The 17,331-nt window shown below is 39.8% G+C and carries 18 protein-coding genes; 14 read left to right on the forward strand and 4 right to left on the reverse strand.

Annotated features, from left to right (window positions below; genetic code table 11):
• Positions 1-2 precede the first annotated feature (2 nt).
• Genes HEMROJRC1_RS07635 through HEMROJRC1_RS07665 form a run of 7 tightly spaced genes read left to right on the forward strand, consistent with a single transcriptional unit; the run spans position 3 to position 3,758 of the window.
• On the forward strand, positions 3-260 hold the full coding sequence (locus HEMROJRC1_RS07635) for a hypothetical protein (RefSeq protein ID WP_226692355.1): 258 nt from the start codon (positions 3-5) through the stop codon (positions 258-260).
• A gap of 1 nt (position 261) precedes the next feature.
• Positions 262-639 (forward strand): hypothetical protein, encoded by a 378-nt coding sequence (locus tag HEMROJRC1_RS07640; protein WP_226692356.1) that lies wholly within the window; start codon positions 262-264, stop codon positions 637-639.
• Positions 636-1,100 (forward strand): hypothetical protein, encoded by a 465-nt coding sequence (locus tag HEMROJRC1_RS07645; RefSeq protein ID WP_226692357.1) that lies wholly within the window; start codon positions 636-638, stop codon positions 1,098-1,100. The genes HEMROJRC1_RS07640 and HEMROJRC1_RS07645 overlap by 4 nt, the downstream gene beginning before the upstream one ends.
• A complete protein-coding gene (locus HEMROJRC1_RS07650; RefSeq protein WP_308443637.1) occupies positions 1,097-1,462 on the forward strand; it encodes a hypothetical protein in 366 nt (121 codons plus the stop codon). The genes HEMROJRC1_RS07645 and HEMROJRC1_RS07650 overlap by 4 nt, the downstream gene beginning before the upstream one ends.
• A gap of 30 nt (positions 1,463-1,492) precedes the next feature.
• The gene (locus HEMROJRC1_RS07655) at positions 1,493-1,792 is read left to right on the forward strand and encodes a hypothetical protein (protein ID WP_226692358.1); all 300 of its coding nucleotides are present in this window, start codon (positions 1,493-1,495) and stop codon (positions 1,790-1,792) included.
• A complete protein-coding gene (locus HEMROJRC1_RS07660; protein WP_308443638.1) occupies positions 1,789-2,154 on the forward strand; it encodes a hypothetical protein in 366 nt (121 codons plus the stop codon). Before HEMROJRC1_RS07655 ends, HEMROJRC1_RS07660 begins: the two co-directional genes overlap by 4 nt.
• The gene (locus HEMROJRC1_RS07665; RefSeq protein WP_226692359.1) at positions 2,151-3,758 is read left to right on the forward strand and encodes a hypothetical protein; all 1,608 of its coding nucleotides are present in this window, start codon (positions 2,151-2,153) and stop codon (positions 3,756-3,758) included. The genes HEMROJRC1_RS07660 and HEMROJRC1_RS07665 overlap by 4 nt, the downstream gene beginning before the upstream one ends.
• A gap of 76 nt (positions 3,759-3,834) precedes the next feature.
• Here HEMROJRC1_RS07665 and prlC read toward each other — a convergent pair whose 3' ends face one another.
• Positions 3,835-5,874, reverse strand: coding sequence for an oligopeptidase A (gene prlC, locus HEMROJRC1_RS07670; protein ID WP_226692360.1), 2,040 nt, complete (start codon positions 5,872-5,874; stop codon positions 3,835-3,837).
• 115 nt (positions 5,875-5,989) lie between these two features.
• On the opposite strand from prlC, the gene HEMROJRC1_RS07675 reads away from it, so the two are divergent.
• The gene (locus tag HEMROJRC1_RS07675) at positions 5,990-6,373 is read left to right on the forward strand and encodes a DUF454 family protein (RefSeq protein WP_226692361.1); all 384 of its coding nucleotides are present in this window, start codon (positions 5,990-5,992) and stop codon (positions 6,371-6,373) included.
• Positions 6,366-7,931, forward strand: a complete 1,566-nt coding sequence (locus HEMROJRC1_RS07680; RefSeq protein WP_226692362.1) for a peptide ABC transporter substrate-binding protein — start codon at positions 6,366-6,368, stop codon at positions 7,929-7,931. Before HEMROJRC1_RS07675 ends, HEMROJRC1_RS07680 begins: the two co-directional genes overlap by 8 nt.
• A gap of 46 nt (positions 7,932-7,977) precedes the next feature.
• Here HEMROJRC1_RS07680 and fur read toward each other — a convergent pair whose 3' ends face one another.
• The 3 genes from fur to HEMROJRC1_RS07695 all read right to left on the reverse strand — a co-directional run bounded on the left by fur (position 7,978) and on the right by HEMROJRC1_RS07695 (position 9,862).
• Complete coding sequence (gene fur, locus HEMROJRC1_RS07685; protein WP_194812794.1) at positions 7,978-8,427, reverse strand: ferric iron uptake transcriptional regulator; 450 nt, start codon at positions 8,425-8,427, stop codon at positions 7,978-7,980.
• Positions 8,428-8,449: 22 nt separating this feature from the next.
• On the reverse strand, positions 8,450-8,974 hold the full coding sequence (gene fldA, locus HEMROJRC1_RS07690; RefSeq protein WP_226692363.1) for a flavodoxin FldA: 525 nt from the start codon (positions 8,972-8,974) through the stop codon (positions 8,450-8,452).
• A 102-nt stretch (positions 8,975-9,076) separates the two neighbouring features.
• Positions 9,077-9,862 (reverse strand): alpha/beta fold hydrolase, encoded by a 786-nt coding sequence (locus HEMROJRC1_RS07695; RefSeq protein ID WP_226692364.1) that lies wholly within the window; start codon positions 9,860-9,862, stop codon positions 9,077-9,079.
• Between the two features lie 70 nt (positions 9,863-9,932).
• Here HEMROJRC1_RS07695 and seqA point away from each other — a divergent pair, with 70 nt between their 5' ends.
• From seqA to mepA, 5 genes are read left to right on the forward strand one after another with little or no spacing between them, the layout of a single operon-like run.
• Positions 9,933-10,580 carry a replication initiation negative regulator SeqA gene (gene seqA, locus HEMROJRC1_RS07700; RefSeq protein ID WP_226692365.1) on the forward strand — a complete coding sequence of 216 codons (648 nt, stop codon included), beginning with the start codon at positions 9,933-9,935 and terminating at the stop codon, positions 10,578-10,580.
• Positions 10,567-11,961 carry an o-succinylbenzoate--CoA ligase gene (gene menE, locus HEMROJRC1_RS07705; RefSeq protein ID WP_226692366.1) on the forward strand — a complete coding sequence of 465 codons (1,395 nt, stop codon included), beginning with the start codon at positions 10,567-10,569 and terminating at the stop codon, positions 11,959-11,961. Before seqA ends, menE begins: the two co-directional genes overlap by 14 nt.
• Positions 11,962-11,985: 24 nt before the next feature.
• On the forward strand, positions 11,986-15,324 hold the full coding sequence (gene mscK, locus HEMROJRC1_RS07710; protein ID WP_226692367.1) for a mechanosensitive channel MscK: 3,339 nt from the start codon (positions 11,986-11,988) through the stop codon (positions 15,322-15,324).
• 20 nt (positions 15,325-15,344) lie between these two features.
• Entirely contained in the window at positions 15,345-16,418 is a 1,074-nt protein-coding gene (gene aroC, locus HEMROJRC1_RS07715; protein WP_226692368.1) for a chorismate synthase, read from the forward strand.
• 45 nt (positions 16,419-16,463) lie between these two features.
• Positions 16,464-17,324, forward strand: a complete 861-nt coding sequence (gene mepA / locus HEMROJRC1_RS07720) for a penicillin-insensitive murein endopeptidase (RefSeq protein WP_226692369.1) — start codon at positions 16,464-16,466, stop codon at positions 17,322-17,324.
• Positions 17,325-17,331: the final 7 nt, after the last annotated feature.

Below are 17,331 nucleotides of genomic sequence, written 5' to 3' on the forward strand. Positions count from 1 at the left end.
TAATGAATAATTTCTTATTGAATTTAAATATTATTTTAATTCCTTCAGATGAAGTATTTTTTGAAACCCATGATTTAATCGGTGGACAGACTTGGGGATTTTATGACAAAGATGGAAATACTGCAGAAAAAGATCCAATAACAAAAGTTCGTGCGGATATTACAACTGTGGTGGCAATTCCTGTAGCCGCTCCATTTGCCTTATCTGATGTAATGTCATCCGACATGGTAGAAGTTCTGATGAAAATAGGGGGGCAATAATATGAATAAAAGTTTATTAATCATATTAGCATCATCAACTTTATTATCATCTTGTTATTATTCAAAGGGATGTATATATACTCCTCAGATGGTTAATTGCTATATTGATAAAGGAAGGGTATATCCTTTAATAGCTGGATATCAAAAACAAAATACAATAGGAAGTACCGACTCAATTCAAAGGTGGAAAGATATACTGATGTGTGGAGGAACATATGGAGATATAAATTTAAAAAATTACCCTACAGATTATAAAATTAGAGGGAAACACTATAAGGATCTTGATGAGTGTATGGAACAGAAAGGATATATTTATTTTCACCCGGCAGAATGTGGTACACAAAATCCTAAATGGAGTACGGGAAAATGTAATTTGTGACAGCCGGAGGCACATTGACGGTTGCTAACGCATTAAATGCCTTAGATACCAAAGAAAATCAGGAAAAGAAAATACTTTCCGGTACATTAGTTAAAATGGTTGGTCCTGCTGCCGATGTAACTCGCTCTGATAATAGATTAAGCCGATTACAAACGGGTGAATCAAGAAATGAATCCAATAAGGAAGGTTCTATTCGTATTGAAAACCACGAATCAGACCCGGTAGGAAGTTTGCCTTTATTGCTTGGCGGAAATCCGGCAACTATGAAGGATAATGAACATAATCATTGGCTAGGTAAAAAGATTCTAAATATGTTTGGAGATGATTCATCAGTACACAATTGTCATGGATTAGGACAAGATCAATGTGTAACCGATGGTTATCGGAGAAAAGATGATTTAATGATGAATAAAGAACAACGTATTTATGAGTTAAATAAAAAAATAGGAGAATCAAAATGATGAAAAAATGCGGAGGTATAACGCTTTCTGTAGTATTGCTATTAGGTTGCTCTTTTGGTGGCTTTAAGCCCTCCCCCCCCTATTTTTTTTGGCGGCTTCATAATTTTGAAGAGTTGTATCCGCGTTCAGATAAACGTAGTTTAGTTAAATATGTTTCTAGAAAAGAAGAAGATATGCGAGCTTGTGGTATGGATCCTGTTGTTGGGGGAAGCTTCAAACCTAAAGCTAATCTTTGTATGGAAAGTAAAGGTTGGTATTTAGAAGGTGGACCTGCTTGTGAAAATGAGTTTATGTGGAACGATTTACCTTGTATAGAATGGCGAGCTAAGCATAGCAAACCGGATGCTAAGCCTTGGAAGTAGGTAATAGTAGATTAAGCCGATTACAAACTGGTGAATCAAGAAATGAATCCAATAAGCAAGGCTCTATCCGTCTTGAAAATAATGCCTTTAGGCAGTTTGCCGGTATTGCTTGGAGGTAATCCATCAACAACGGCAGAAAATCATCTGAATAGAGGTTGGATACAAAGAACATTAGATATGTTTAGCGATGAACGTTCATCAGTACACAATTGCCATGGGTTAGGGCAGAAACAATGTGTAACTGACGGTTATCGAAAAGAAGGAGATTTAATAATGAATAAAGAACAACGTATTTATGAGTTAAATAAAAAAATAGGAGAATCAAAATGATGAAAAAATGCGGTATAACGCTTTCTGTAGTATTGCTATTAGGTTGCTCTTTTGGTGGCTTTAAGCCCCCTCCCCCCTATAATTTTTGGCGTCTCCATAATTTTGATGAGTTGTATCCGAGATCAGATAAACGTAGTTTAGTCAAATATGTTGATAGAAAAGAAAAAGATATGCGAGCTTGCGGTATGGATCCTGTTGTGGGGGAAAGTGATTACCCTGAAGTGAATTTGTGCTTAGAGAAAAAAGGCTGGTATTTAGAAGGCGGTCCTGTTTGTGAAGAAAGGACAATGTGGAATAGACCATTATGTATTGAGTGGCGAGCCAAACATAGCAAACCGGATGCGAAGCCTTGGGGTAAATGATTGACAAGCCGGGCTATGGCTTCTCCGCTTCAGGCAGCTACAGCCAATCAAAAATCAAATCGGATTATACCAGTGTGGTGGAGCAATCGGGGATTTATGCCGGTGATGAGGGGTATCAAATTAATGTGGGTAATCATACTCACCTAAAAGGCGGCTTAATCACTTCAAGCCAACAAGCGGAAAATGAGGGCAAAAACCGTTTCAGCACAGGCACGCTCACAGCCCAAAACATCGAAAACCATGCAAATTATAAAGGCAGTGCTTTTGGTGTTTCAGGTTCGGCAAGTGTTGGTGGAGGCGAAGCTGCAAAAGAAGTTGGTGGAGCTAAATTGATGTCGTTTGGAAACAATACGCAAGAACAAACGATTGATATAAGGACAGGTGATATTACAACCAAAACAGAAGGACAATTTTCTGTGAGTAAATCGATTGGTTTTGGTTATGACAAAGACAGCCAATCAAGTATCACCCAAAGCGGCATTAATACCGCCAATATTGAAATTCGTGATGCAAATGCTCAATTAAATAAAAATGGGAAAACTGTTGCGGAGACTTTATCAGCAATTAGGACGGATGTTACCACGGAAAGTGCGGTCAAAAATTCGGGAGTTTTAGTGAATAATTTTGATAAAGACAGAATTCAAAAAGAACTCAATACACAGCTTGCCGTTACTCAAGCATTTGATTCAAATCGCCAAGAAGTTAAGGCTGAATTGCTTGATAAGGCGGATAAGCTCTTTGAGAAAGCAAAATTAGAGCGTTATAAAAACGGAGGTAATGAAACGGAGAAATCAAGGGAATTAGAAACCGAAGCACATAAGATTTCTCAATTAACGAGTTATGTTGATACGGCATTAGGGGCAGCATGGGGTTCTATTGATAGTCTTTCAACAGCCGTATTACAAGTTACGGCACAACACGCAGATTATGCTAAAAATGCAGGGACTCATATTACAGCCGGTTCTATTTACAAAGTTGATTGCTCAGGTAGTGCAGCTCAACGCTATTGTAGAGAGGTGGATGATAAAACCAGAAAAACAGAATGGGAGGGCGGAGCTAGAGAAATTTACGACATTAATGACATTCACAATAAGGATGGTAAAAACGTAATTATTTCTAATCCTGGGATTTATAACAGTAAATATGAAGCTTTCAGTAATGCAGTGAAACAAAATCCAGATGCTGCAGAAAATGGTAATCTTTATGTTGTATTGAATAGTCCGAGTTATGAAGGAATACCGTTTCTTTCCGAAGTATTATTTTATGCTTCATATGATAAATTAAACGAAACTATCAGAGCTAAATTACCGTTAACCTATGCGGAAAGAACTAATGTACTATTGAATAAATATGCCGCAATAAAGGGGCTAACATTGGAGAAAAGTAACCATAGTCGAGGCTCTTTAACGGAAAGTGTCTCACTGCAATATACCAATAACCATTTCAAAGACAAGAACGGTAAGCCGATTCCAATACCATTAGAAAAAGTTCGTTTTGTAGGGGCTGCAGCAAATGCAGAACGTTACTATGGTGTATCTCTACTACATTTGGTCAAGCTTCCCACAATCAGGATTTTGTGGTATTACTCTCCGGTGGTTTTATAGTAGATGTGCCTAAAGCATTAATTACCCTAAATATAACAAAACCCTACCATCGCAGGGTTTTACCTATTATTAATGATTAGTTTGCAATACCTTTATGTCTTAATAAGGCGTCTAATTGCGGTTCGCGTCCGCGGAAGCGTTTAAACAGTTCCATTGGTTCTTCAGAACCACCACGGGTTAAGATTTCATCTAGGAAAGATTTTCCGGTGATCGGGTTAAAGATGCCTTCTTCTTCAAAGCGTGAGAAAGCATCGGCTGAGAGAACTTCCGCCCATAAATAGCTATAGTAACCTGCGGCATAACCACCTGCGAAAATGTGACTGAAACTGTGCGGAGCTCTTGCCCAATCTACGCTTTTAATCACTGCAACTTGAGATTTTACCGCTTTTAAAGTGTCCAAAATTTGATTGACTTTTTCCGGCTCAAAAGTGTGATGTAAGCGGAAATCGAAAATGCCAAATTCAAGCTGACGTAAGATAAACATTGCTGCTTGGAAGTTTTTGGCTTTCAATAGTTGGGTGAGCTTTTCTTTTGGCAATGGTTCTCCTGTTTCATAATGACCGGAAATAAACGCTAAGGCCTCTTCTTCCCAGCACCAGTTTTCCATAAATTGACTTGGTAATTCTACCGCATCCCAAGGTACACCGTTGATACCGGCGACATCAGACACATCAATTTGAGTGAGCATATGGTGAATACCATGACCGAATTCGTGGAATAGCGTTGTGACTTCGTCATGTGTGAATAAAGCCGGTTTGTTGCCGATAGGTGCGTTAAAGTTACAGGTTAAATAGGCAATCGGTGTTTGGATTGAACCGTCAAGTTTGCGTTTTCTGCCGATACAATCATCCATCCACGCACCACCACGTTTGTTTTCACGAGCGTAAAGATCGAGATAAAAACTTCCGCGGATTTGATCTTTTTCGTCAATTAAATCAAAGAAACGAACGTCTTTGTGCCAAGTATCTACATCAAAACGTTCTATCGCACGGATATTGAAAATACGTTTAACCAACTCAAATAGACCGGAAATAACGCGATCTTCAGGAAAATACGGGCGAAGTTCTTCATCGTTAATGGCGTATAAATGTTGTTTTTGTTTTTCGCTGTAAAAACCGATATCCCAAGGAGCAAGCTCCGTTACGCCAAAGTTTTTTTCACAATAGTCTTTCAGTTCTTGTAGTTCTTTTTCTCCCTGTGGTTTTGCCCGTTCTGCCAAACTATCTAAGAAATCTAAAACTTGCTGTGGGTTTTCTGCCATTTTGGTGGCAAGAGAAAGCTCGGTGTAAGTGTTAAAGCCGAGTAATTTTGCCAATTCTACGCGTAAGGTCAGGATTTCTTCCATAACTTGACTGTTATCCCATTTACCGGCATTTGGTCCTTGGTCTGAAGCTCTTGTGGTGTAGGCTCGATACATTTCTTCACGTAACGCACGGTTTTCACAATAGGTCATTACAGGTAAATAGCTTGGAATTTCAAGGGTAAATCGGTAGCCTTTTAAATCTTTATTTTCGGCGGATTGTTTTGCGGCCAGTAGGGCGGATTCCGGTAAGCCTGTGAGTTCCGCTTCATCTTCTATCACTTTTTCCCACCCCATTGTGGCATCAAGTACGTTATTACTGAATTGTGAGTTGAGTTCGGATAGGCGGGATGAAATTTCGCCGTAACGTTTTTGTTTTTCCTCTGATAAAGCGATTCCGGAAAGATCGAAATCACGTAGTGAATTTTCAATGGCTTTTTTTTGCGCTACGGAATAAGTGGTAAATTCAGGGCTGTTTTTAAGTGCTAAATAAGCGTTATAAAGTCCTTTATGCTGTCCCACCCAAGTGCTGTATTCGGAAAGTAATGGAAGGCAGGCTTGATAGGCTTCACGTAATTCCGGACTATTCTTCACCGAATTTAGATGAGAAATCGGCGACCAAGCACGGCTTAGACGATCGCTGACTTCCGTTAAAGGCGAAATGAAGTTTTCCCAAGTAAAATGCGGTTGATTTAGCACTTGTTCTATCGTATCACGACAATCTTGAATGAGTTTTTCAACAGCGGGTTGAACGTGTTCAGGGGTAATTTGTGAGAAAGGCGGTAGGCCTTGGAGATTAAGTAGTGGATTTGACATAAATGTTCCTTTTTCTAAAACCGTTCTTTATGTGGCTGCAAATTCTATAATATCAAGGTTGAAAAATCTAAAAAATCAGCAATAATTGCTCACATTCTATGATTCTAGGAACATTATGAAGTACATTTATATTTTATTGGGGTTTCTTTCTCTTGGGCTCGGTATCATTGGTATTTTTCTTCCGATTTTGCCGACAACGCCGTTTCTTTTACTTACTTTATTTTTCTTTGCTAAAGGTTCAAAACGTTTGGAGACTTGGTTTCTTAGTACTGCCGTTTATCAAAAGCATTTGAAATCTTTTAATGAACGCCGTGCAATGACAAAGAAAACGAAGATTTCTATTTTGTTTGTTTCAACAATGATGTTGCTAATCGGTTTTTATTTTACACCTAGTGTGATTGGCAGAAGCGTTATTGCTGTGTTGATCGCCGTAAAATATTGGTTTTTCTTATTTTGGATTAAAACTGAAGAAATGGAAAACGAGGCTGAAAATGAATAACTTTTCCTTATTCGGTTTAAAAAGTGCGGTCATTTTTTCCGTTCTTTTTCTTCTGAGTGGCTGTGATAAATTAAATAGTCCAAAGACGCAGAAAAACCAAACTGAATCAACAAGTTCGGTAACGCAGTCTGTTCCTAAAACGGTGGAATCTTATCGTGAGAAACTGATTCGTGGCATAAGATTTGAGCCTGTTTTAGAGCCTTGGCAAGTAAAAGAGGAAGAACAACTTTCGCTTATTCGTGATTTATTTGAGGGGTTGACGGCTTATGATGAGCAAGGAAATATTGTACCGGCAGCCGCCGAAAGTTGGCAAACGCAAGATAATAAAATATGGCGGTTTGTGTTACGTGAAGGTTTAATGTGGTCAAATGGCGAACCTTTAACGGCGCAAGATTTTGTGTTTTCTTGGCAGACACTTTCCCAATCGCAAACACCGCTGAAATCTTATTTATTATATTTAAATTTGAAAAATGCAAAATCGGTACTGGATAAAAAACAGCAGCCTGAAAATCTTGGAATCTCTGCCGAAAATGACCGCACTTTATTAATTTCTTTGGATAAACCTACCCCTTATTTACCTGAAATGCTGGTTCATATCGCATTGTTGCCGCAATATCAGGGGGCAAAGGCGCAGGTATCAAATGGCGCTTATATGTTTTCATCACGTGATGGAAACGGTGTCCATTTAGTGAAAAATCCATATTATTGGAAGAAAGAGAATGTGTCGTTCAAACGTGTGGATTATGTGCCTTACGATGGAGAAGAAACGCTTTCAAGATTAGATGTCGTGTGGGATATTGGAGATACAACAAATAATATTCAATATTTTCCAAAACTATGCGGTTATTTTTATGAGTTCAACTTGCGCGATCCCAAATTAAGCAATCCTTTAGTGAGAAAAGCGATTGCCTCAAGGGTTTCTGTTGTCGGGATTACGCATAATGAAATGCCAAATGGCATTCCTAGTTCTTATTTTTTGCCAAAAGCGATGTTGCAAGGGGCCGATTCAAGATGGGAACCTGTGGTGGCGGAACAGCTATTGGCGAAAGCTAACATAACAGAAAAGCAGCCATTAATTTTACAGTTGAGTTATGATGATTCTCCACTACATCGCAGTATTGCAAATCGATTAGCGCAGCAATTATCGGAATCGGATTTATTACGACCTGAAACGCAATCAATGAGTTGGCAACAGCTACAAGAGAAGCGGGTGAAAGGAGAATTTCAGTTGGTACGTTCCGGTTGGTGTGGGGATTTTAATCATCCTATGGCATTTTTAGGATTATTTTACTCAAAAAGTCCGGATAATAAGAGCGGTTATGTGAATCCGCAATACGATAAACTTTTTGAGCAAGCATTAAAAAGCGCATCAGAAAAAGAGCGATCGGAAATTTACTTAAAATTAAGTGAGATCATTCAGCAAGAAAATATCGTTCTTCCACTGTTTCAATATACGACACCGGTTTATATTGCACCTTCAATAATGGGAGCGAAACAAAACCCGATAGGATCGATTTCCAGCAAAGACCTGTGGCGAAAAGTAGAAATCACCGAATAACCATAATAAAAATGCCCCGTCAGGAAACAAACGAGGCATTTTTTGCTTAATTGTCTTTATCTTTTTTAATTTCTTCGCATTTTTCAATATCGCTACATTTGCCATAAAGATACAAACTGTGGGCTTTTAATTGAATACCGTATTGTTCGCTAATTTCTTTTTGACGCTGTTCGATAAGATTATCGGAGAACTCAAACACTTTACCGCAATCTTCACAGATGATGTGATCGTGGTGTTCTGTCGGAGCAAGTTCAAAAACCGATTTATTCCCTTCAAAATTATGACGAATTAAAATGTGTGCTTCGTCAAATTGGTTTAATACGCGATAAACCGTGGCAAGACCGATATCACTACCTTGTTCTAACAAAATTTTATACACATCTTCTGCTGAAAAATGCTCATTTTTGTGATTTTGCATTAATGCTAAAATAGTTAGACGAGGTTCGGTGATTTTTAAACCGGCCTTTTTTAGCAATTTAATATTTTCTTCAGACATAAAGTTTCCTTTTTTTAGAATGTTAGGCAAGTTCGGCTAAACACATCTCTTCATAAATTTGTTTACACCATTTTTCTACGCGTTCCGCCGTAAGCTCCGGTTGGCGATCTTCATCAATACATAAACCGATGAAAGTGCCGTCGTCTAATAGTGCTTTTGAGGCTTCAAAAGTGTAACCTTCCGTCGGCCAATTACCGACAACAATTGCACCACGAGGTTCAACAATATCGCGCACCGTGCCAATGGCATCACAGAAATAATCCGCATAGTCTTCTTGGTCGCCACAACCGAAAATTGCGACTAATTTGTCAGTAAAATCAAGTTCCTCTAATGTTGGGAAAAAATCATCCCAGTCGGCTTGGGCTTCACCATAATACCAAGTAGGGATACCAAAAAGTAAAAAATCGTAGGCTTCAATATCTTCTTTTGAGGTTTTTGCAATATCACGAATATCGACTAATTCATTGCCTAATTGTGTTTGAATCATTTTGGCGATATTTTCGGTATTGCCTGTATCGCTACCATAAAATAGACCCACTACTGCCATCTTTCTTTCCTTCGAATAAATGTTTAAAAGCTATAAAAACCAAGGGAAAAGCCCCTGTCAATCGCGCGAACTATAGCATAAATCAATTCTCATTTGAACCAATTAATTCTTATTTAAAAACCGATTGATTGCCCGAATGACAAACTCGGGTTTCTCTGCATGAACCCAATGCCCACAACCATTCACCGTAAATGAGGTAGCATTCGGAAATTGTTTTAAAATACTGGGGGTATCCTCCACTTTGATGTAAGACGAATCTCCCCCTTTTATGAACAATGTCGGTGTATCGGTCTGAACGAATTGCCAGTCCATCAAATGTGGGTAATTGTTGAAAAGTGCGGTCAAATTGAAGCGGAAAAATTCAGGTGAATTCGGATCAAAAGATTTCAGCATAAATTGTACCACCGCAGGATCTTGGATTTTTTGTTCTAAAATCGGTTTGGCTTCTTGACGGCTTTGTGGGGCAGCATTCTTGACAGAAAATAGCCCTTTAAATACATCTTGATGTCCTTCGTTTCCGTAAGCAACAGGGGCAATATCAATCACAATTAATTTTTCAACGAGTTCGGGATAAAGTGAGGTCAATTTCATTGACGTTTTTCCACCCATAGAATGCCCGATCAGAATCACTTTTTCTAACCTAAGATGTTGAATAAGGGCGAATACATCTTTTGCCATTAAATCGTAATCCATTGATTCCGAATGAAAACTTTGTCCGTGGTTGCGCAAATCAACCCGCAAGATAGAATAATTATCACTAAAGGCACGTGCGATAACGCCAAGGTTATTCATATCGCCGAATAAACCATGAATAAAAACCAGAGTGGATTGATTAATTGCTTGTTTTGTTTGGTGAAATTGATAGTTTAATAATTGGGAATTAGACATATTTTTCGCGTGAGAATTTGTGAGGAAATCGTTATAATGAGCGGAAATTCTAGCAAATGGAGAGACAAAAATGAAGATAATAGAAGTGGATGAAGAATTGTATCAATACATTGCAAAGCAGACCCAATCTATTGGTGAAAGTGCCTCGGATATTCTTCGCCGTTTGCTTAATTTGCCTGCCAATTCGAGCAGCACCTTAGATTTCGTTTCTTTTGATGATACAAGGAAAAAAAGTGCGGTTAAATCTGATGATGTTTCTGTAGAGGAAATTAATTCAAATAAGGCATCTCAATCGCACATTGAAGTTGTAGAACCTGCCGCACCTAAAGTCGTGAAAAAACAATCGAATGAAGCTATTAATCAGATTTCGGATAAAGTTCGTGCTTTGTTAAATTCTGTCGAATTTAGAGAAGAGAGCAAAGCGGTAGTGCGTTTTTTAGCGATTTTACGTGTTCTTTATCGTACGGATCCGGAAAGTTTTGCCCAAGCGACAGAGTCTTTACAAGGACGTACCCGTGTTTACTTTGCCCGTGATGAAGCGACATTATTGATGGCAGGTAATCATACCAAGCCAAAACAAATTCCGGATACGCCTTATTGGGTGATTACCAATACAAACAGCGGACGTAAAATGCTGATGTTGGAAGGCGCAATGCAATCTATGAATTTGCCTGAAAGTTTGATTGACGAAGTGCGGGCATATTTTGTCAGCAACTAAACTATTTCCTTGGCAGGTTTTTGCCAATGATCCTCTGTATTGCGGAAAAATCGCATTGCGTTCATCGCAAGGCGATCTTTTTACGTGGGCTGATATCGCTTATAAGATCAATCAGATGGCGGCATTTTTGCAAATGCGTGGCATAACGGGTGGTATTATATCTAAAAGTGCGGTCGCTTTTTATGGTAAAAATTCAGAAAGCATTCTTTTTCTCTATTTGGCGGCGATTCAATGCGGTGTCAAGATTCTAGGTTTAAACCCGGCATTTCCTGAGGAAAAAGTGAATGAGCTATGCCGAGAATATGGCATTGATTTATGTTTGCGTGATGAAGATCTTGCACAGGCTTATTCTATTTCACCACAGAATGTTTTTACTCAGGCGGATTTTTCTCAACCTGCAACGATGACGCTTACCTCAGGTTCAAGCGGTATGCCGAAAGCTGTGGTGCATAATGTTCAATCTCATTTGGATAATGCTGTCGGTGTGTGTCGATTAATGAATTTTGATTCCACCCAATCTTGGTTATTTTCTCTGCCTTTGTATCACGTTTCAGGGCAAGGGATCGTGTGGCGCTGGCTGACCTGTGGAGCGGAATTGCATTTCCCACAAGCGGATTTTTATGCTTCATTATTACAATCTACCCACGCTTCGTTAGTGCCGACCCAATTACAGCGTTTACTTGATTATTTGGTGCAATATCCTCAAATGGATTTCAGTACGCGTCATATTTTATTGGGTGGCGCGCATATTCCGGTTGAACTGACTCAAAAGGTTCACCAATATGGGATTGCCTCGTACAGCGGTTATGGTATGACGGAAATGGCATCAACGGTTTTTGCGAAAAAATCCGATGATTTTTCGGGCGTGGGGCAACCGCTTTTGGGACGAGAGTTTCGACTGGTTAATGATGAAATCTGGCTTAAAGGTGCGGGGCTTGCTTTAGGGTATTGGAAAAATAATGAAATTAAACCGCTGACAAATGAGGAAGGTTGGTTGCAAACCAAAGATAAAGGTGTTTGGCAAAATAATGAATTGGTGATTATCGGACGTTTAGATAATATGTTTATTTCCGGTGGAGAAAATATTCAACCGGAAGAAATTGAAAAGCTACTCTTACAATCAGGCTTCGTGAAACAAGCCTTCGTATTACCGAAGGAAGACGCAGAATTTGGCGCAAGACCGGTCGCAATTCTTGAGTTTCACGAACGGTTCACGGAAAGTGCGGTCGAAAAGTTACGCATTTTTTTACAAGAACGTTTAGCCCGTTTTAAGCTACCCGTTGCCTATTATGCGTTGCCCCAAAATTTACAACAGGGTGCCATTAAAATTTCACGTAAGGTGTTGGCGCAATGGTTGGCGCAGCAAAAATATGACAAATAGAAAATATAACAACATAGGAAGAATATGAAATTATCCCGTTTTTTAACCGCACTTTCCGCAAGTCTTATTATGGGCTTTGCGTTATCTTATCCGGCTGTGGCGGAGCAGGCAACATCTTTGCCGACCGAGCAAAGTTTGAACGCTGATTTGGCGATTGCGCAGAAAATGGCTGATGGGGAGTTGAAAAAAACAAAGATTGAGCGGTTACAAGGCTCGCTTAATTTGTTGCAACGCATTCAAACTCAGCAAAAAAATAATAACGAATTAGATAATGCACTGAATAGTGCAGATGCGGAGATCCAAAAAAATACCACGGAATTACAGCGTCTGAAGAAATCATTAGAGCAAGTAAAGTCTGATGATTATAAGGCGCGTTCATTAGATGATTTACAAGAGACGCTTGATAAACTCAATGCTCAGCAGCAGGAAACACAAATTGAATTGACGGCAGCTAATACTTTAGTTGCCGGGCAGAGTTCCGTTTCAGAGCGTGCGCAAACTACATTGGCGGATAATTTAAAACGTAGCCAAGAGTTAAACCAACAACTTTCCGATAGCGCATTAAGTAGCGAATTGCAACAGCAATACCAGTTGGAATTGCAGCTTATTGATCTCAAAAATAACGCCAATCAAACGTTATTGAAAAACAGTGATCAGCTTTCTTTGCTTTATCAAAGTCGCTATGACTTGTTGAATATGAAACAGCAGCTTCAGCAACAGCAGATAGCGGCAATTCAGGAGGCGATTAATCAAAAGAATTTGGAACAAACCCAAGATAAGGTTGAACAAGCACAGCAACGACAACAAAGTGCGGTTAAAAATGACTACATTCAGAAAGCCTTGGATTTCAATGCCCAGCTAAGTCAGTTTTTGTTACAGCAAACAGAAAAAACAAATACGCTGACGCAAGATGAACTCAGAATGCGTAATGTGTTGGATAACTTAACTCAAACACAGCGTACTCTTGATGAACAAATTAGTGCTTTGCAAGGGACGTTAGTGCTTTCGCGTATTATTCAACAACAAAAACAAAAATTACCGACAAACTTAAATATTCAAGGGTTATCAAAGGAAATTGCCGATTTACGAGTACAAATTTTTGATATTACCCAGCGTCGTAATGAGTTATACGATCTTGACGCCTATATTCAAAAAATTGAAACGGACGAAGATCAAACCTTTACAGCGGCAGAAAAGACACAGTTGATAAGTTTGTTTACAGAACGCCGCAAAATGGGATCTGATCTTATTAAGTCACTAAATAATCAGTTAAATTTAGCGATTTCTTTAGAACTCACCCAACAGCAAATTACGCAGATTAGCGATCAAATTCAGTCAAAGTTAGAGCAACAAAGTTTCTGGGTAAAAAGTACTAACCCGATTAATTTAGACTGGCTGAAGATGTTGCCGATGTCATTAAATGAACAAGTTAATAGCATTGTAAAGCATTTAGGATTGCCGACTAATTATGATAATTTGCCATCGTTGCTCACTTATGTCTTTCTTCTATTGTTGATTGGTGGGGCGATTTTAAAATTCAAACCAAAAATTAAGCAACGCTTAGCAATGATTAACGGTGAAATAAATACCTTGCGTGCGGATACGCAGTGGCATACACCGTTGGCGTTAATATTAACCGGATTATTAAATTTATCCGGCACACTTTGGTTCTTAGCGGTTTGTCAATTGATCGGTTTTTTCTTCTTCCGTAACCCACAAGAATTTTGGGATTGGTCGTTCCGAATGGCAGGCTATTGGTGGTTCTTTAATGTGTGGTTTGCGATTTATCGTCCGAACGGCATTTTTGTACAACATTTCGGTTTCGCCCAATCGGATGCGGAAAGATTTCGCGGCGTAATAAAACGTATCATTATCGCAGTTATACTGTTATTAAATACCTCGGTATTTAGTTATGCGCTGGATAATGGTTTGGCGAATGATGTATTGGGTGAATTAATTACTATTGCTTCACTTGTTTTCTGCCTTGTAATTATTGCACCTCGTTTTAATCGTGCATTGCGTGCTTATGAAGAACATCAATTGCAACGCAATAATCTTATCGTAAAAGCGATTCAGATTTTGCTACAGCTTACACCAATCGGGTTTATCATCTTAGTAGTGTTGGGGTATTACTACACTGTATTAAATCTTATTCAGCATATCATCAATTCTTATATTGCTTGGTGCATTTGGTTTATTTTACGTAACGTGATTTACCGTGGAATTACGGTATCATCTCGCCGTTTGGCACATCGTCGCTTAATGGAAAAACGTCGTCAAAAAGCAGAAGAATTTAATGATGGTTCACCTTCAGATGATGTGGTTGTAATGAATGATCAAGAGGAAGGGTTAGCGTTAAATGAAGTGAGAAATCAATTATTACGTTTTGCTGATCTCTTTATCTGGACAGCATTGTTCGCTATTTTTTACTTTGTTTGGTCGGATCTTGTAACAGTAGCCAGTTATTTGCGTGATATCACATTATGGCAACAAATTTCTGTCGTTGATGGTGCGAATGTGTCGGAAAGTATTACGCTCTTTAATTTATTGGTCGCTTTGGTTATTGTCGTGATCACCTATGTATTGGTGCGCAATATTTCAGGAATTTTGGAAGTGATGCTTTTCTCGCGACTGAAATTATCGCAAGGAACACCTTACACTATTACTACATTATTAACCTATATTACCGTTGCCATTGGTAGTGCGTGGGCATTTGCAACATTGGGAATGTCTTGGTCGAAATTACAATGGCTATTCGCTGCACTTTCTGTCGGTCTTGGTTTCGGTATGCAAGAAATTTTCGCAAACTTTGTTTCCGGTATTATCTTGCTTTTTGAACGACCGATCCGAGTGGGAGATACGGTAACGATTAACGGCGTAAGCGGCACGGTTGCGAAAATTCGGATTCGTGCGATTACATTGATTGATTTTGATCGGAAAGAAGTGATTGTACCGAATAAATCCTTTGTTACGGGACAGGTGATCAACTGGGCGCTTTCAAATACGATGACCCGTTTAGTGGTGAGCGTTGGAGTTGCCTATGGTTCTGATTTGGAATTGGTGAAAAAATTATTACTCCAAGCCGCCAATGAACAGCCGACGATTTTAAAAGATCCTGAACCGAGAGCATTTTTCTTAACTTTCGGGGCAAGCACATTGGATCACGAATTGCGTGTCTACGTAGGACAGCTTTCTGAACGCACAAATACCATTGATGCACTCAATCGCCGGATTAACGAACTCTTTGCCGAAAATAATATTGATATTGCATTTAATCAACTTGATGTCTTTATTAAAAATAATGATACGGGTGAAGAAATTTCTTTCGTCGAGGCGAACAGCACAAAATTAGCCGCAAAATAAGAGAAAACAAGAGGTAAAGTATGGCAGGCAACACAATTGGACAACTTTTCCGTGTGACTACCTTTGGTGAATCGCATGGCATCGCACTTGGTTGTATCGTAGACGGCATTCCGCCGAATATGGCACTGTCCGAAGCGGATATTCAACCTGATTTAGATCGCCGTAAACCGGGGACATCCCGTTACACCACGCCGCGCCGTGAAGCGGATGAAGTGCAAATTTTGTCCGGTGTTTTTGAAGGTAAAACCACCGGCACCAGTATTGGTATGATCATTAAAAACGGCGATCAACGCTCTCAAGATTATGGCGAAATTAAAGATCGCTTCCGCCCGGGGCACGCTGATTTTACCTATCAACAGAAATATGGGATTCGCGATTATCGTGGCGGCGGACGTTCTTCTGCGCGTGAAACCGCAATGCGTGTAGCGGCAGGAGCTATTGCGAAAAAATATTTGCGTGAACAGTTCGGCATTGAAGTGCGTGGTTTTTTAAGTCAAATCGGTGAGGTAAAAATTGCACCGCAGACAGTCGGAAAAATTGATTGGGAAAAAGTAAATAGCAACCCGTTTTTTTGTCCTGATGAAAGTGCGGTCGAAAAATTTGATGAATTAATTCGCGAGCTAAAAAAGGAAGGCGACTCCATTGGGGCGAAACTTACGGTGATTGCCGAAAACGTTCCCGTAGGGTTAGGCGAGCCGGTATTCGATCGTTTGGATGCGGATCTTGCGCACGCATTGATGGGAATTAATGCGGTGAAAGGTGTGGAAATCGGCGATGGTTTTGAAGTGGTGAAACAACGAGGGAGCCAACATCGTGATGAAATGACTCCAACGGGTTTTGAAAGCAATCACGCAGGCGGTATTTTGGGCGGTATTAGTTCAGGTCAACCGATTGTTGCAACAATCGCTTTGAAACCGACTTCCAGTATCACCATTCCGGGGCGTTCTATCAATTTAACGGGTGAACCGGTAGAAGTAGTCACTAAAGGCCGTCACGACCCTTGCGTAGGGATTCGCGCCGTACCTATTGCAGAAGCAATGATGGCGATTGTGTTATTGGATCATCTATTACGCTTTAAAGCTCAGTGCAAATAATATAATGTGTAACTGTGGCATAATGCCGATAAAATGAGTAACAAAATGGAAAAATTTTTACTGAAAACTGCGGTCATTTTTACCGCACTTTTTTCTTTAAATTTACAAGCATCTCCGCAAGATTGGCAACAAATTAAACGTCCTATTCCGAGTGATGACGGTAAAGCCAAACCCATCGGTAGTTATTCCAATGGCTGTATTATTGGCGCACAAGCCTTACCTGCAAAGGGAGAAGGTTATCAAGTGATTCGTATGAACCGTAATCGTTATTACGGACATCCGGATATGATTCGATACCTTAAACGTTTGGGGGAAAAAGCCAAGGCCGCAGGTTTACCGACAATACTTGTGGGCGATATCGCTATGCCGGGGGGCGGACGTTTTTTAACGGGGCACGCAAGTCATCAAATGGGCTTGGATGCGGATATTTGGTTGCGTATGGGGGCGATGTCGGATAAGGATGCCCTTAATTCTGATGGAAAAGGATTACTGGTTGTTAATCGCCAAGCACAACGGGTTGATGAGCGGGTATGGAATAACCACCATGCTACACTCATTAAGTTGGCGACAGCCGATCCGAATGTTACCCGTATTTTTGTGAATCCGGCAATTAAACTAAAACTTTGTCAAACAGCCGGTAATGATCGAGGATGGTTGCATAAAATCCGTCCTTGGTTTGGTCATGATTCGCACTTTCACGTACGTTTAAAATGCCCTGCAGATGCCGCATATTGCGAAGATCAAGCACCGATTCCCGCCGGAGACGGTTGTGGTGATGAACTTTATTCATGGTTTGAACCGAAAAAAACAAGTGCCGGAGCAAACAAACCTAAAGTTATTCCGCCTGAACCGTTTTTATGTCAACAGGTGCTAAGTTCACCGAATCGACACGAATGGTTAGAGTAAGGCTAAG

Origin of the sequence: Rodentibacter sp. JRC1 (assembly GCF_020521555.1) — a bacterium.
Taxonomy (GTDB): Bacteria; Pseudomonadota; Gammaproteobacteria; order Enterobacterales; family Pasteurellaceae; genus Rodentibacter; species Rodentibacter abscessus.